This is a genomic window from Rhodococcus sp. O3, assembly GCF_048897285.1.
GTDB lineage: Bacteria > Actinomycetota > Actinomycetes > Mycobacteriales > Mycobacteriaceae > Rhodococcus.
This window is the reverse complement of the sequence record NZ_JBMBTE010000030.1, coordinates 16,498-33,111: the sequence shown is the minus strand read 5'-3', so window position 1 is coordinate 33,111 and position 16,614 is coordinate 16,498. Positions and strand designations below refer to the sequence as shown.

General features: G+C 68.1%; 12 protein-coding genes. All 12 read right to left on the bottom strand.

Features of this window, described 5'->3' with window-relative positions:
* Window positions 1–24: 24 nt before the first annotated feature.
* Entirely contained in the window at window positions 25–1,251 is a 1,227-nt protein-coding gene (locus tag ACN675_RS11395; protein WP_420750969.1) for a DUF3566 domain-containing protein, read from the bottom strand.
* Complete coding sequence (gene gyrA, locus ACN675_RS11390; protein WP_420750968.1) at window positions 1,252–3,756, bottom strand: DNA gyrase subunit A; 2,505 nt, start codon at window positions 3,754–3,756, stop codon at window positions 1,252–1,254.
* Window positions 3,757–3,929: 173 nt separating this feature from the next.
* Window positions 3,930–4,739, bottom strand: a complete 810-nt coding sequence (locus tag ACN675_RS11385; RefSeq protein ID WP_420750967.1) for a signaling protein — start codon at window positions 4,737–4,739, stop codon at window positions 3,930–3,932.
* The gene (locus ACN675_RS11380) at window positions 4,739–5,293 is read right to left on the bottom strand and encodes a GTP-binding protein (protein WP_068159210.1); all 555 of its coding nucleotides are present in this window, start codon (window positions 5,291–5,293) and stop codon (window positions 4,739–4,741) included. The genes ACN675_RS11385 and ACN675_RS11380 overlap by 1 nt, the downstream gene beginning before the upstream one ends.
* Window positions 5,294–5,306: 13 nt before the next feature.
* On the bottom strand, window positions 5,307–5,681 hold the full coding sequence (locus ACN675_RS11375; RefSeq protein WP_072808921.1) for a DUF742 domain-containing protein: 375 nt from the start codon (window positions 5,679–5,681) through the stop codon (window positions 5,307–5,309).
* 13 nt (window positions 5,682–5,694) lie between these two features.
* A complete protein-coding gene (locus tag ACN675_RS11370; protein WP_068159208.1) occupies window positions 5,695–6,111 on the bottom strand; it encodes a roadblock/LC7 domain-containing protein in 417 nt (138 codons plus the stop codon).
* Window positions 6,108–9,623 carry an ATP-binding protein gene (locus ACN675_RS11365; protein ID WP_420750966.1) on the bottom strand — a complete coding sequence of 1,172 codons (3,516 nt, stop codon included), beginning with the start codon at window positions 9,621–9,623 and terminating at the stop codon, window positions 6,108–6,110. Before ACN675_RS11365 ends, ACN675_RS11370 begins: the two co-directional genes overlap by 4 nt.
* A 330-nt stretch (window positions 9,624–9,953) precedes the next feature.
* Window positions 9,954–11,990, bottom strand: a complete 2,037-nt coding sequence (gene gyrB, locus ACN675_RS11360; RefSeq protein WP_420750988.1) for a DNA topoisomerase (ATP-hydrolyzing) subunit B — start codon at window positions 11,988–11,990, stop codon at window positions 9,954–9,956.
* Between the two features lie 158 nt (window positions 11,991–12,148).
* Window positions 12,149–13,039: an alpha/beta fold hydrolase gene (locus tag ACN675_RS11355; RefSeq protein WP_420750965.1), complete on the bottom strand. Its 891-nt coding sequence runs from the start codon at window positions 13,037–13,039 to the stop codon at window positions 12,149–12,151.
* 141 nt (window positions 13,040–13,180) lie between these two features.
* On the bottom strand, window positions 13,181–13,747 hold the full coding sequence (locus ACN675_RS11350) for a DUF721 family protein (protein WP_420750964.1): 567 nt from the start codon (window positions 13,745–13,747) through the stop codon (window positions 13,181–13,183).
* Window positions 13,744–14,961 (bottom strand): DNA replication/repair protein RecF, encoded by a 1,218-nt coding sequence (gene recF, locus ACN675_RS11345; protein ID WP_420750963.1) that lies wholly within the window; start codon window positions 14,959–14,961, stop codon window positions 13,744–13,746. Before recF ends, ACN675_RS11350 begins: the two co-directional genes overlap by 4 nt.
* A 25-nt stretch (window positions 14,962–14,986) precedes the next feature.
* Entirely contained in the window at window positions 14,987–16,171 is a 1,185-nt protein-coding gene (gene dnaN / locus ACN675_RS11340) for a DNA polymerase III subunit beta (protein WP_420750962.1), read from the bottom strand.
* Window positions 16,172–16,614 lie beyond the last annotated feature (443 nt).

The window sequence follows — 16,614 nt, the reverse complement described above, 5'->3', positions numbered from 1 at the left end:
TCGGCGGGGCAGCGTTTTCCCAGGTCAGTCCGGGTCTGCGAGAGTGACCTGCACACCGCCGACCAGATCGGTGCAGAGGTTGTAGATGAACGCCCCGAGCGTTGCCATGGCCGTCAACAGGATCGTGTTGGCCAGGCCGATCACCGTGGCGTAGCCGAAGACCTGACCTGCGCTGATCAGGCCTCCACTACCGGATTCGGACACGATGTCGGTGAAAGCGCTGTTCAGACGCTCCCACACGCCCATGCCGGCGAGGATGCCGTAGAGCAGACCCACCGCGACCATCCACACGAAGAAGAGTGAGAGGGAAATCACGGAGGAAATCTTGAGCATCGACCACGGATCGATGCGACGGACCTGAACGGTCGCGCGCAGCGGCTCCCCGGCCATCGGCACAGCCGCGGTCACAGCCGTGGCGGACGACGCGGCGGGAGCCCCCGGAGAGGCCTCCGCGGCTGCCGGGGCCGAAGCCGGAAGCGGGTGCTTCACCGTCGACAGGTCCGGCAGGTCCTTCGCGAGGTCCTTGCGTTCGATGTGCCGCGTCGGCCCGTCGATGATCGCCGACTTGGCCTTGACGGTCGCCCGATCCGCACCACCGGTCAGCGACGCCGCCGCGGTACCGGTCACGACGGGCCGGGTCGGGGGCGTCGGGGCGCTCTGCTGCCGTGCGCTGCCCGGCTGGGCCGAAGCGCGCTGCGGAGCAGCGTTCCCGGTGACCGTCCGGTCGACGCCCTGACCACGACCCGGCAGGTTCGTCTGCGGAGTGCTCTGGGGCGCGGCCGGGGTCTGCTGCTGTCCCCGCTGCCACGGCGGGGCCTGACCGGCGGCGGCCGGACGCTGGGTTCCGGACTGCGCGGGGTTCACGCCCTTGTCCGCGGACGACCGGACGGTCGGCGTCGTCTGTGCGGCCGGGTTCGATGTGGGCTTGTCGGCAGCGCCCGCCGCAGGCTTGTCTGCACCGGACGCCGGCTTGTCTGCACCGGACGCGGGCTTACCGGCACCGGTCGCGGGCGGATCCGACGGCTCGGACGGTTCCGGCTTCGTCGAAGCCTGGGCCGCCGGGCCTGCGGGGGCCTTCGGAGCGTCGGGCGACTTCGGAGCCGCCGGAGCCGATGCGGCCGACGGAGCCTGTGCCGACGACGGCTTCGCTGTGTCCGGCTTCACCGGCGCACCGGCCGTCTCCTGCCCATTAGGCCCCTTCGGTGCCGGCGACCCCTTGTCGGCACCTTTCGGTCCTTGGGGAGTGCTCACTTACGACTCCTTCGCATCTGATGTGGCGCCCTCCTCGGGCTCATCGGCGTTGCGTGCGATCGCCAGCAACGTGTCGCCCTCGGCCAGGTTCATCAACCGGACGCCCTTCGTCTGGCGGCCGGCCTTGCGCACCTGCTTGGCGGCGGTACGGATGACCCCACCACCGGAGGTGATCGCGTAGAGCTCGTCGTCATCGTCCACGATGAGCGCTCCGACCAGGGTGCCACGCTTGCGGTCGTACTGGATCGTCAAGACGCCCTTACCGCCACGGCCCTGGACCGGGTAGTCCTCCATCGGCGTGCGCTTGGAGTAGCCACCGGACGTCGCGACCAGCAGATACGTTCCCTCGCGGACCACATTGAGGGACAGCAGCTTGTCGTCGCCGTTGAACCGCATGCCCTGCACACCGGACGTCGCGCGACCCATCGGCCGCAGCGCCTCGTCCGTCGCCGAGAAGCGGATCGACTGGCCCTGCTCCGACACGAGCAACAGATCGTCGTCGGCGGAGCACAGCACCGCACCGACGAGTTCGTCCTCGTCGCGCAGGTTGATCGCGACGATGCCGCCGGACCGGTTGGAGTCGAAGTCCGCGAGCCGCGACTTCTTGACCAGGCCGTTGCGGGTGGCGAGCACCAGGTACGGCGCGTCCTCGTACGACTTGATCCGGATCACGCCCTGGATCCGTTCGTCCGGCTGGAACGCCAGCAGGTTCGCGACGTGCTGGCCGCGCGCGGTGCGGTTGGCCTCGGGCAGCTCGTACGCCTTGGCCCGGTAGACGCGGCCCTTGGTGGTGAAGAACAGCAGCCAGTCGTGCGTCGACGTCACGAAGAAGTTCTTCACGATGTCGTCCTGCTTGAGCTCGGCGCCCTTGACACCCTTGCCGCCACGCTTCTGCGACCGGTACAGATCGGTCTTCGTGCGCTTGGCGTAGCCGGTCTCGGTGATCGTGACGACGACGTCCTCACGGGCGATGAGATCCTCGTCGGACACCTCGCCGTCCGATGCGATGATCTTGGTGCGGCGCTCGTCGCCGTACTTGTCGACGACTTCCTTCAGCTCGTCGCGGACGATCGCACGCTGCCGCTCCGGCTTCGCCAGGATGTCCTTGTAGTCCTCGATCTCGCGCTCGATCTCGGCCAGTTCGTCGATGATCTTCTGGCGCTCGAGGGCGGCGAGGCGGCGCAGCTGCATCGCGAGGATCGCGTCGGCCTGGATCTCGTCGACGGAGAGCAGGTCCATCAGGCCCGTGCGGGCGATGTCGACCGTCTGCGAACGACGGATCAGGGCGATGACCTCGTCGAGCGCGTCGAGCGCCTTGACCAGGCCACGCAGGATGTGGGCCCGTTCCTCGGCCTTGCGCAGCAGGTACCGGGTCCTGCGGACGATGACCTCGATCTGGTGGTTGACGTAGTGCCGGATCATCTGGTCGAGGCGCAGCGTGCGCGGCACCCCGTCGACGATCGAGAGCATGTTGCAGCCGAAGCTGGTCTGCAGCTGCGTGTGCTTGTACAGGTTGTTGAGCACGACCTTCGCGACCGCGTCGCGGCGGACCGTGATCACGATGCGCATACCGACGCGGTCGGAGGACTCGTCGTGGATCTCCGAGATGCCGGCGATCTTGCCGTCACGGACCTGCGTCGCGATGGACGTGATCAGGTTGTCCGGGTTCACCTGGTACGGCAGTTCGGTGACGACGATCGTGGTGCGCCCCTTGGCGTCCTCCTCGATCTCGACGACCGCGCGCATCCGCACCGAACCGCGACCGGTGGTGTACGCGTCGTGGATGCCCTGGCTGCCCACGATCAGACCGGACGTGGGGAAGTCCGGGCCCTTGATGCGTTCCATGACGGCCGCGAGCGTGGTCTGCTCGTCCGCCTCGAAGTTCTCGAGCGCCCAGTAGATCGCCTCGGCGACCTCGTTGAGGTTGTGCGGCGGAATGTTCGTCGCCATACCGACGGCGATGCCGTTGGACCCGTTGATCAACAGGTTGGGGATACGGCTGGGGAGAACCGTCGGTTCCTGCGTGCGGCCGTCGTAGTTCGGCTGGAAATCGACCGTCTCGTGGTCGATTTCGCGGAGCATCTCCATCGCGAGCGGCGTGAGCCGGCACTCGGTGTACCGCATCGCGGCGGCACCGTCGTTGCCTGGGGAACCGAAGTTGCCCTGACCGTCGACGAGCGGGTACCGCATCGACCACGGCTGGGCGAGACGCACGAGCGCGTCGTAGATGGAGGAGTCGCCGTGCGGGTGGTAGTTGCCCATCGTCTCGGCAACGGCGCGGGCCGACTTCACGTAACCGCGGTCCGGGCGGAATCCATTGTCGTACATGGCGTACAGGACGCGGCGATGCACCGGCTTGAGGCCGTCGCGCACATCGGGCAGCGCGCGGCCCACGATCACGCTCATCGCGTAATCGATGTAGCTGCTCTGCATCTCCTGCTGGATGTCGACGGGCTCGATGCGGTCGTGCCCCGGCCCCTCCGGCGGCAACGTGGTGTCGGTCATGAGCTCCTTCTTCTACTCGGCTCGAACGTCTACCCGGAACCGTCGCCCGGTGGACGTCTCGCAACCACCCGAGTCTATAGGTGCAGGTCAGCGAACACCCAGAAGGACGGCACTTTACCTTCCATCACGTTGCACACAGGACGGTCGTGCCGGCGGGGAGGACCGAGTCCGGTCTAACCGAGCCGCGCGCCCTCGTCGTTTCCGCCCTGTTCGGCGACCCACTGATCGACCTCCCGTTCGAGTTGCGCCGCAACACGATCCGGGTCCATGAGGGTCAGCACGATGGGCAGTGTGATGACCACCGTGCCCACCACGAACACCGCGAACAACACCGAGAAGATCTCGATCCCACCGGGCATCGCGATCGAGGTATCCGGTGTCACCTCCACCGACGCCATCCCGAGGAAGTAGACACCGAGGACGGCCGCACCCGTCACGACACTTCCGCATATGCGCAGGAGCGTGCGGTCCGCGACCTCCACGAGCCACAGGAAGGAGAACGCCACGACCAGCGACACCGCTGCGGTCGCGATGACGAACGGGGTGTCGAAGGTGAAGGTGCCCTGCAGCCGCACGGACCACATGAGGGACAGGAACACCACACAGATCCCGGCGCCGAACAGCACCCCGCCGACGAGCAGCCGGCCGGGTGCATGCCCGTCGCGGCCGATCGAGACGACCAGCGCGACGAACGAGCTCACCAGCGCCACCGCCAGCGAGAACGCGATGGTCACCAGATCGTGGCGCACGACGCTGCCGGTGACCCCGAATCCCGCGACGGCGAGAAGCAGGGCCAGCCACGTCCCCACTCCCCCTGCGCACGCGGCGGCCAGCAGCATCCACAACAGCCCCTGCCGATCGGTGGTGGCGAATCGTGCCTTCCTGGCGCTCACGAGTCCGACCAGCAGACCGATCGACGACGTCGCGAACGCCAGGACCACCACCCACGCCCCCATGGAGAAGAGCTGGATGTCGGCGTCCACTACCGGGCCACCGGCTGGTGCAACTTCCTCAGTGCATATTCGGTGACGGTCACCAGAGCGGACTTCGCCGATTCGCGGGCCCGGGCGTCGATCGAGACGATCGGGACCTCCGCCGAGACGGCCAGCGCCTGCCGGATGTCCTCCACGGGGTAGCGAGGCGCGTCGTCGAACTCGTTGATCGCGACGATGAACGGGAGGTTCCGCGCCTCGAAGAAGTCGACGGCGGCGAAGCTCTCGTCCAGACGACGGGTGTCGATCAGCACGATCGCCCCGATGGCACCGCGGATGAGGTCGTCCCACATGAACCAGAACCGATGCTGTCCCGGCGTACCGAACAGGTACAGCACGAGATCCTCGGCCAGGCTGATACGACCGAAGTCCATGGCGACGGTCGTCGTGGCCTTCTGGGGCGTAGCGCTCAAGTTGTCCACGCCGTCGCTGGCGTTGGTCACCAAGGCTTCCGTGCGCAGCGGGACGATCTCCGACACTGCCCCCACCAACGTGGTCTTTCCGACACCGAAGCCGCCGGCGATCACGATTTTGGTCGAGGTCACCCGCTTGGGGTCGTTAGAGTTCGCGAAGTCCACTGAGGACCCTTTCAATCAGCTCACGACGCTCCGCGTCGCTCGAATCGTCTTTAAGCGTGGCCAAGATCTGGACGTGTCCGGCCTCGACGAGATCCGCGACGAGGACGCGTGCCACCCCGATTGGCACACCCACCCGAGCAGCGATCTCGGCTACCGACGGGGACTCCTTGCACAACTCCAAAATGGTGGCGTTGATGTTGTCCAGGTCCCGGGCCCGATCGTCGGTACCCGGGATTGCCTGGATCAACGCCTCCAACGCCAGTTCGACCGCGGGGTTCGTTCGCCCCGAAGTCAGTGAGTACGGGCGGACCAGACTGGGTTGGTCCGGCACCGACTCAGGTTTGCGCGATTCCATGGCCACCTCGACGTCAGGACCCCTGGCCGACCCGCGGGGTCGCCTCGACCGACGCTCCCACGCGGTCGACCAGGAGTGCCATCTCGTAACCGACCTGTCCGATGTCGCATTCCGAGGCGGTCAGTGCGGCCAGGTGAGAGCCGTCGCCGACGCTCATGAGCAGCAGGTAACCGTGCTGCATCTCCACGACGGACTGCAGGACACCGCCGCCGTCGAAGAGCTGCGAAACACCGTTGGACAGGCTGGCGAGACCGGACGTCACCGCAGCGAGCTGCTCGGCGCGATCGACCGGAAGGTGTGCGCTGGCGGCCATGAGCAGGCCGTCGGCGGACACGAGCACGGCGTGGGAAACACCGGGAACCTCGCGCGCGAAGTTCGATACCAACCAGTCCAAAGGACGAGTTACATCGGATCCGTGGTCAATATTCATCGAACTCCCTGTTCGTTGTTCTCACGTGTGGTCGCGTTCACCGTAGACCGACCGTTGCGGACACCCTGCTGGTGACGGCTGAGGTTCGCCCGGATGGCTTCCGGATCGCGCCGTCGGATCGTCGGCCGTTCCACGGGGGCCGCGGGTTCGACCGCACCCGGCACCAGACGGTGACCGGGGGCGCGGCGAGGCAGACCTGCAGTGGTGTGGTCCTCCACAGGTACCTCGGCCGCGCGCTGCGCTGCTTCCCATCCTGCATCAGCGGGCGACGTCCATTCCCGCTTGCGCCGATCCTCCGGCAGGCTGGTCGGGTCGACGAGCCAGTCGGACATCACGTCGTCGAAGATCGGCGGTGCTGCGGCCTGGCGGCGGAGGGCTCCGGTTTCGCCGCGGGGCTGGAAGAACGAGGCGGTCTTCGCCGAGTTCGTCCGGTACCGGTGCCGTGCGGCCTGGCTGGCCTCGCTGTGCGGCGAGACCGAGTCGCCGTTGGCGATGCTCGGCGCAGTCTGCACGGGAGCAGAGGAATCTGCGGCTCCGAGGGTTGCAGCCGGCTGCGGTGCATCCGACTGCGCGGACCGCTGCGGCAGACCCGGTGTGGCACCCGGCTGACGCTGCGGCAGACCGGGAGTCGCGCCCGGCTGACGCTGAGGCAGGCCGTTGACCGGTGCAGCGACCGGGGCCGGGGTTGCCGTCTCGACCGGGGCTTCGGCGACCGGATCGGGCCGCCGCACCGGCTGCTGAGCGTGACGCTGCGGCAGACCCGGCGTCGTACCCGGCTGACGCTGCGGCAGGCCCGTGACGGGTCCACCGATCGGCGCGAGCGGCGCAACAGGCTCGGAAGGCGCCGGCGCACTCACACCGGAACTCGCCGGAGCGGGAGTCAAACCGGGCGTGGCACCGGGCTGACGCTGCGGCAGACCCGGCGGGGGTGACTGACGCTGCGGGGCAGGCGACTGCGAGCCGGCGTGCTGGGGTGCGGGCTGCTGGGTCGTCGACGGCTGGGGTGCAGACCGCTGCGGCAGACCCGGCGTGGCACCCGGCTGACGCTGCGGCAGACCACCTTCCTGTGGTCGCTGAGCCACACCTGCGTCCTGCGGACGCTGCACCGGACCGGAGTCGACGCTCGGCGTCACCACCGTGCGTTCCGAATCCGACTCGGCCGCAGGCCGCTGACGCGACGGAAGCGCGGAGGCCAGAGCCGCTGCCGCGTCGGGCTGAACCCGGGGCGTCGGCGTCGACGCGGCCGGAGGAGTAGCCGACGACTGCGGGACCGGCAGACCGGGGGTCGCGCCGGGCTGGCGACGCGGCAGACCCGGGGTCGCACCCGGCTCGCGCTGCGGCAGACCGTCCACCGGCCGGCCGTTGGGCGCCCGGTGGTGGCCGTTGCGTTCCGGCTGCTGATGACCGTTCTGCTCCGGCTTCTGCAGCGACTGCGGCTGGGGCTGGACGGGTGTGACCGGAAGCTCGCCCGAGACCTCGGGACGGGCCTGACGCGGCACCTCCGGGATCTCGCCCGACCGGTGAGCCGGCCGATCCTGCTGTGTTGCAGCCGGAAGCTGCGCCATCTCGCGCTCCGCGCGCGGCAACGCCGGCTGCTCCTGGACATCGTTCGGCATGTCGGTGCCGCGCCAGGGCTGCGGACCCGTGTGGGACAGCGCGAGCGGCGAAACGAGCAGAACGTCCGGGATGTGCACGCTGGCAGTGATACCGGGGTTGCGTGCGGTGTCGAAGGTCGGACGCAGCCGCACGGTGAGACCGTGCCGGTCCGCGAGCCGCGACACCACGAACAGACCCATGTGGCGGGCCGAGTCGGGACCGACCTCGCCGCCCTGCGACAGGCGGTGGTTGATCGCTTCGAGTTCCTCGGCGGGGATACCGATACCGCGGTCGGCGATCTCGACGAGCAGACCTCCGTCGACGGCGCGAGCGAAGCTGAACGTGACGTTGCTGTCCGGCGGCGACGCACGCAGCGAGTTGTCGACGAGCTCGGCGAGCAGATGGACGATGTCGGTCGCGACGGCGCCGCTGAGGGCACCGTCCGGCGTCGAACCGATCTGAACGCGCTGGTAGTCCTCGACTTCGGACATCGCCGCGCGGAGGATGTCGCCGAGCTGGACCGGCGCGGAGTGACCGCGACGCACCCGCGTACCGGAGAGAATCAGAAGGTTGTCGCCGTTGCGGCGCATGCGGGCCGCAAGGTGGTCCAGACGGAAGAGGCTCTCGAGTCGGCTCGGGTCCTTCTCCTCGAACTCGAGTCGTTCGATGAGGCCGAGCTGCTGCTCGACGAGCGACTTGCTTCGCCGGGCGAGCGTCTCGAACATCTCGTTGATCTGGAGGCGGAGGTGCGCCTGCTCACCGGCGAGACGCAGTGCCTGCCCGTGCATGTCGTCGACGGCACGGGCGAGCTGGCCGATCTCTTCGGTGGTGTGCACCGGAACGCGGGTGAACTCGATGTCCTCGATGTTGTCGCCGAGCTTGATGCGGTCGACGGCTTCGGGCAGTTCCTGACGCGCGACCTTGAGTGCGCCGTAACGCAGCCGGCGGATCGGTCCGACGAGGGACCGCGACACCAGCAGCGCGAGCACGAGAGCGGCGAGCAGCGTCGCGAGAACGATCGCGGTGTCGCGCAGTGCGGCCGAACGGGTTTCCGCGGCGCGCTCTTCGACGGTGGTGGTGATGCCCTCGGTGGCCTGCTGGATCAGCGACCCGTAGATCTCGAGGCTTCGCATCATCGAGGTGCGCAGGTTCAGCAGCGGCAGAGGACCGTCGCCGGCCGCGTCGACCATGTCGGATCGGGTCTTCACCGCGGTGCGCAGCTCCTCGATCTGGCCGTCGGCCAGAGGGTAGGAACGCGCGAGCGTCTCGAGCATGGCGAGCTCGGCACCGGAGGCGGAAATCAGCTGCGTGCCCGGCTGATCGGGATCCCGCAGGATCGAGACGATGCCCATCACCTGGTCGAACAGGTAACGCTGGGTGGACCACGCGTCGACGAGGCGGGTGCCCTCGAGCAGCACCTCTTCGTCCTCGATGGGGTCGACGATCGCGCTCACGATGTCCGACATGTCGCTTCGCACTTCGGTGGTGCGCTGATTCAGGTCGGCGATCGGAACCTGGCCGGCCTTCATCTGGTCACGGAGTGCTTCGGCGCCGGCCAGCACGCGGGTGAGGTCCGCCGCGACGACCGGATCGAGCTCCGGGTTCAGCGCGACGGTGCGGACCTGCTCGAGTGTTTCGTCGAGTCGAGCGACTTCTTCCGGCGTGCTCAGACCCGCCGCGGTGGTACCCGCGAGGGTACCGAGCGCGGTACCGAAGTCGACGAGATCAGGGACGTGCGCGACCTGATCGGCAGCCTGCGAGAAGTGAACAGCGTTGGTGAGCTCTTCCTGGATGCGCAGACCACCCAGCACCATCGCCACCGTTACCGGAATGGCGAGTACTGCGGTGACCTTCCAGCGAAGACCCCACCCCTCGATGTTCCACCACCGCTGCCGGGGCGGCGAATCGTCACTCATGGATCAAGCTCTCCTTCCACCCCGATCACGACTCTGCACTGCACTCCACACGACCCGATCCGACGACCGGGCGCGAAGCACCGCGTGGAAGCAGTCGAATGAGGCGTTCCTGGGTGAGGGCACCTTAGCGGGACATACAGGGAATACGGAAGAACTTTCCATTTCCCCCGGCACCGCCGTCCCCCGATCGACAATCGCGAACACACGATCGCAGCAGATAGTACTCACCGGTAATGTGCCCGCGCTATTGCGTGCGCCACCGACACGCGAAAACGGCAGGGCAAAAGCTGTGATTTACAACACAACTCGTGCCCTGCCGTCACACTGGCATCACACGTCGAGGAACCTGACGTCCTTCGCGTTCCGGGTGATGAAGCTCCGGCGAGCCTCGACATCCTCGCCCATCAGCACGCTGAACAGCTCGTCCGCCGCGGCGGCGTCGTCGAGACTGACCTGACGCAGGATCCGCACACTCGGATCCATCGTGGTTTCCCACAGCTCGGTGGCATTCATCTCACCGAGACCCTTGTAGCGCTGGATGCCGTCGTCCTTGTTGATCTTCTTGCCGGCTTCGAGACCCGCCTTGAGCAGTCCGTCGCGCTCGCGGTCCGAGTAGGCGAACTCCGGCTCGGAACGCTGCCACTTGAGCTTGTACAGCGGCGGCTGGGCGAGATAGACGTGGCCGTTCTCGACGAGCGGGCGCATGAACCGGAACAACAGCGTCAGCAGCAGCGTCGCGATGTGCTGGCCGTCGACGTCGGCGTCGGCCATGAGCACGATCTTGTGATAGCGCAACTTCGAGATGTCGAACTCGTCGTGGATGCCGGTGCCGAAGGCCGTGATGATCGACTGGACCTCGGTGTTCTTGAGGACACGGTCGATGCGGGCCTTCTCGACGTTGATGATCTTGCCGCGCAGCGGCAGGATCGCCTGGTACATCGAATCGCGACCGGACTTGGCGGAGCCACCTGCGGAGTCGCCCTCCACGATGTAGATCTCGCACTTGCTCGGGTCGTTGGACCGGCAGTCGGCGAGCTTGCCGGGCAGGCCGCCGAGGTCGGTGGCGCTCTTACGGCGCACCAGCTCGCGGGCCTTGCGGGCTGCGACGCGGGCCTGCGCCGACGACACGGCCTTGGTCACGATCGTCTTCGCGTCCGCGGGGTTCGACTCGAGCCAGTGCGTCAGGTGCTCGTTGCATGCCTTCTGCACGAACGACTTGACCTCGGTGTTACCGAGCTTGGTCTTGGTCTGGCCCTCGAACTGCGGTTCCGAGACCTTCACCGAGATGATCGCCGCGAGGCCCTCACGGATGTCGTCACCGGTGAGGTTCGGGTCCTTGTCCTTGAGGAGCTTCTTGTCCTTCGCGTACTTGTTGACCACGCTGGTCAGCGCCGCACGGAACCCTTCCTCGTGCGTGCCGCCCTCGTGGGTGTTGATGGTGTTGGCGAACGTGTGGACGGACTCGGAGTAGCCCGAGTTCCACTGCATCGCGATCTCGAGTTCGTGGCCGGTACCGCGCGCGGTGAAGCCGACGACCGAATTGTGGATCGGCTGCTTGGTGCGGTTGATGTGGCGCACGTAGTCCTCGAGACCACCCGGGTAGTGGTAGACGCGGGACTTGACCTTGTGCGGCGCCTCCGGAGACTGCTCGGTCTCCTGCTCCTCGGCGGTCTTCGGCGCCTCGGCGAGTTCGCTGACGACATCTTCGGTGACTTCCTCGGGGGCGACGCGCTCGTCGGTGAGCGTGATCGTCAGGCCCTTGTTGAGGAACGCCATCTCCTGGAGACGGCGCGCGACAGTCTCGAAGTTGTAGGTCGTGGTCTCGAAGATCTCCGGATCCGCCCAGAATCGGACGGTGGTGCCGGTGGCCTTCGTCTCCGCACCCCGGATCAGCTCACCCGGCTTGGACGCGGTGTACGTCTGCTCCCAGTGGTAGCCGTCGACGTCGATCTCGACCTCGAGTTTCGTGGACAGCGCGTTGACGACCGAGATACCGACGCCGTGCAGACCGCCGGAGACGGCGTAGGCGTCCGAATCGAACTTGCCGCCCGCGTGGAGCTGCGTCAGGACGACCTCGACGGTGGGGGCACCGGATGCGTGCATGCCGACGGGGATGCCGCGGCCGTCGTCGACGACCTGGACGCCGCCGTCCTCGAGGAGGGTCACGTCGACCTTGGTCGCGTATCCGGCCATCGCCTCGTCGACGGAGTTGTCCACAACCTCCCAGATCAGGTGGTGCAGACCGCGTTCACCGGTCGAGCCGATGTACATGCCGGGGCGCTTGCGCACCGCCTCGAGTCCCTCGAGGACGGTGATGGACGAAGCACCGTAGTCACTCTTGCTCTTGTTCGACTTCTGGGCAGCCACGGGTGGGTAGCTCTCCTTCTCCGCCTCGGCCTCGCGCGCGTTCGCGCCACGCATGTCCACTCATCCTACTTGCAGCGACGACAAGTGCCGGGGACGACACAGGACGGGCGTACGGCACCGCTCATTGCCACGCAGCGGCGATCGCGCGGCCCGGCGCATCAAATTTGCCGCAGAGACTCCGGCTCGGCCGTCTGCCGGACGAAGTTCCCGGTCAGGCGGGCCAGCTCGTCCGGGTGGGTCCGCGGCGACCAGTGTCCCGCATCGAGCCGTTCCCGGTGCAGGTTCGGCACCCACCGTTCGGTGTCCTCGTACCCCGCGGGCCGCACCGCCCGGTCGTGGCCGGCCAGCACGAGCTGAACGGGCACGCCGGTGACGCGCTCCCGCGGCGAGGCCAGCCGACGCCGGATGTTGGCGCGGTAGAGCTTGAGGCCGTGCACCATGTCGTCGGCGAGGGTGGGCGCCGGCGACACGACGGACGGGTCGGCGCGGTCGAACATGCCGACGAAACGCGCCCAGTTCGGGGCGAGCACCCACCGCAGGACGGGTGCCGGCACCCCGGGGAGCTGGAACGCCAGCGTGTACGCGGACGCAACGGCCTGGGCGAGCGGGCCGGCGAATCGGCCCGCGCGCAGGCTCCTGCGCATCCACAACCCCAGGTGGTCCAGGTTCGGTCCGGACACCGAGGTGTACGAGGCGATGCGGTCGGCCGCGCCGGGCTCGCACACCGCCTCCCAGCACACCACCGCACCCCAGTCGTGGCCGAGCAGGTGCACCGGTCCCCCGCCGACCGCGTCGACGACCGCGTACAGATCCCGGACCAGTTCCCCGAGCCGGTAGTCCCGCACCCGCGGCGGGACACTCGAGGCTCCGGCACCGCGGTTGTCGTAGCGCACGACGCGGAATTCGTCGGTGAGCAGCGGCGCGACGCGGTCCCACAGGGCGTGCGTGTCGGGCCAGCCGTGCACGAGCACGAGCGTCGGGCCGTGCGGATTCCCCTCTACGACGACCTCGAGACGGATCGAGTCACGGGTGACGGTGAGCGTGGACACGGAACCTCCCGAGTGACATGAAACGACGAAAATCGTTGAACAACAACAATTTCCAACGATCCGCCGATGGCCCTACGGACACTCTCCGGCCGGGGCAGATTTAACGTAACACTCGGTTATAGATAAATCTACGGTTGCGGCTCAGCCGTACGTGTCCCGCGGCCCGCGACCGCGGATGTGCCGCTCGCCCTTGCGCCAGCTCGGCGCCGTCGGACCGGTGATCCGCAGTTCCTTGACCACCCCGTGCCCGACCGCCGCGGCGATCTTCGCGAGGATCTGCGCCTGCATCATCCGCAGCTGCGTCGCCCACGCCGTCGACTCCGCGGACACGTGCAGCACGCCCTCGCGCAACGTCGTCGGGGACGCGTGCGCGGCGATGTCGTCGCCCACCACACGCGCCCAGCTGCCGAGGACCGTGCCCTCCGACACGTGCCCGGACCATCCGCGCTGCTTCGACAGGGCGTTCACGAGCGCACCGAACGGCTGCGGATCGCGCTCGTCGGGGCCGGGCCCGGACCATCCACGCCGGCGACGACGCGGCCGCACCGGCCCCCGTGACGCACGCCCCTGCCCGACGGACTTGCCGCTGGCCTTGGCGGCCGCTCGAGCCTCCTCGAGAGCGCGACGCGCAAGATCGATGCCCCGCAACGGTTCCTGTGGATCATCCTGTGGATGATGTGGAGAAACGCTTCCGTTCTCTTCGTTCACGGCCGCACCTCCTCGACCTCGGTTCGGGTCAGCACCGACAACCGGCCCCGCTCGGAATCCTCGGCGCGCACCGAGAATCGGACCCCCGCAAGCTCGGACGGCACGTCCTCCGGGACCGCCGCGGTGATCAGCACCTGCTCGGCCGACGCCGCGACCGCCGCGAGCGCGGCACGCCGCCGACGGTCCAGCTCCGCGAACACGTCGTCGAGCATGAGCACCGGATCGGTGCCGTCGGACCGCAGCAACTCGAACGCCCCGAGCCGCAACGCCAGCGCGTACGACCACGATTCCCCGTGGCTGGCATAGCCTTTCGCCGGCTGATCGCCCAGGATCAACTCGAGTTCGTCGCGGTGCGGACCCACCAGGCAGACGCCCCGCTCGATCTCCCGGGTCCGCGCGGCGGCGAGCGCCGCGACGAACGCCGCCTCTATCGTCGCGCGGTCCCCGGGTTCGGGGCGGCGCTCCGGATCCGCGAACTCCGGGGGAAGAGCGTCGCCGAGACTGCTGCGGTAACGCAGCAGTGCGGGTCGCGACTCCGGGGCGATCGAGCGGTACGCGGCGACCACGTGCGGCGCGAGATCGTGCAGCAGCGCGATGCGCGCCGCGAGCAGTTCGGCACCGTGCGACGCCAGGTGCCCGTCCCACACGTCCAGCGTCGCCAGGGCCCCGGCCCCGTCCGCCGAGCGGGCACCCCGGCGCAGGGCACCGCCGGCGGTCTTCAGCAGCGCCGACCGCTGCCGCAGCACCTTGTCGTAGTCGGCCCGAACGCCCCCCAGCCTGGGGATACGGGTTGTGAGTAGTTCGTCGAGGAAGCGCCGGCGGTCGCCGGGATCGCCACGGACCAGCGACAGGTCCTCCGGAGCGAACAGCACGGTCCGGAGGATTCCGAGGATCTCCCGGGGCCGCCGCGTCGGCGACTGGTTGATCCGGGCGCGGTTGCTCTTGCCGTCGTTGATCTCGACGTCCAGGGCCAGTTCGCGGCCGGCGTTGACGACGTGTGCGCTCACCAGCGCCCGCGACGTGCCGGCGCGGAGCAGCGGCGCGTCGCCGGACACGCGGTGCGAGGTCAGGGTCGAGAGGTACCCCAGTGCCTCGAGCATGTTGGTCTTGCCGTGGCCGTTGCGCCCGAGCAGCACCGTCGGCCCCGGAACCAGGTCCACCGAGACGGCGTCCCAGGACCGGAAGTCGCGCAGTGAGAAGGTGCGAACGTACACGGGCCGCTCACCTCGTCCGTGCCGGTCAGCCCGGCAGACGCACGGGCATCAGCAGGTACGTGTAGTCGCTCTCCGGCGCGGCGAAGGTACCCGAGGCGTCCGGCTCCGGCTCCTCGTCGACAGCCGGGCGCAGCACTGCCGGACGGCTCGACGTGGTGAAGCCGAACGACACCTTCTCGGTGTGCAGCGAACCGAGCCCGTCGAGCAGGTAGCCGGGGTTGAACGCGATCACGAGCGGCTCGCCGTAGAACTCGGCGGGCAGCGATTCCTCGGCCCGGCCGGCGTCGTCGCCGCCGGCCGACAGGAGCAGCCCGCCGTCGGCGAACTCGAGTCGCACCTGGGCACCGCGCTCGGCGACCAGCGCGACACGCTTGATGGCGTCGACGAGCGGCGCGATCTCGACGGTCGCCATCGCGGTGTGCTCGGTCGGCAGCAGCTGGCGGAACTTGGGGAATTCGGCGTCGAGCAGGCGCGTGGTGGTGCGGCGGCCGTCGGCGACGATGCCCAGGAGCCCGTCCGCACCGACCGCGGATCCGCTGCCCAGCGCGAGCTGGACGGGCGAATTACCGGAACCACCAACGGTTTTCGCCGCCTCGGAGAGAGTCTTGGCGGGAACCAGCACGGCCGAGCTGGTGGATTCTGCGGTGGGCATCCACTCGACCTTGCGCACCGCGAGACGGAACCGGTCCGTGGCCGCGAGGACCATGTCGGTGCCGTCGATCTCGACGCGGATGCCGGTGAGCATCGGCAGCGTGTCGTCCTTGCCGGCCGCGACCGCGACCTGGCTGATCGCTTCGGAGAACACGTCGACGGGCAGCGACCCGGTCTGCTGCGGCAGCTCCGGCAGCTGCGGGTAGTCCTCGACGGGCATCGTCGGCAGCGAGAACTTCGCGCTGCCGCAGTTGATGAGCACGCGGGTGCCGTCGAGCACGACGTCGACCGGCTTGTTCGGCAGCGCGCGGGTGATGTCCGCGAGCAGCTTGCCGGACACCAGCACCTGACCGGGCGTGATCACCTCGGCCGAGACGTGCACCTGCGCGGAGACCTCGTAGTCGAAGCCCGAGACGGTCAGGCCCTGTTCGTCGGCCGCGAGCAGGACCCCGCCGAGGACCGGGACCGGAGGACGCGACGGGAGGCTGCGAGCCACCCAAGCGACAGAGTCGGCGAAGTCCTCGCGAGCAACACGAAACTTCATGGTTCCAAGCTCCATCTGCCGGTGGATCCTCTCGTCCGAGCTGACGTGCTTCCAGTGCACGTCGGGGGGCTGCCAAGTCCTAAGAAGTCTGACACAAGGCCCCGACACCGAAAGGTGGCATCGGGGACGTCGCTCCACGGTATGCCTTCGACTGCGGCTTGGAAAGCCGAGGGCTCGAGCGAGTCGGCGCTCTCGAGAGGCCTGTGGACTCGAGTGCTCCACACCCCCTGTTTTCAAAGAGTTTTTCTTGAAAGAAACTCAAAAGCAGTAATAGGGGGTGTGGAATCTGTGGAGGAACGACCGTCTACGCTGGTGACGCGCGGTCCGACGGGGTGGATGACTCGAGGATGAACTCGAGGACTACTCGAGGATGAATGTGAACATCTCGAGACTATCCACGTTCGGTGCACCGTTCGTCCACAGAGATTCCACGTTCTGCACATGCTAGTCCACAGGTG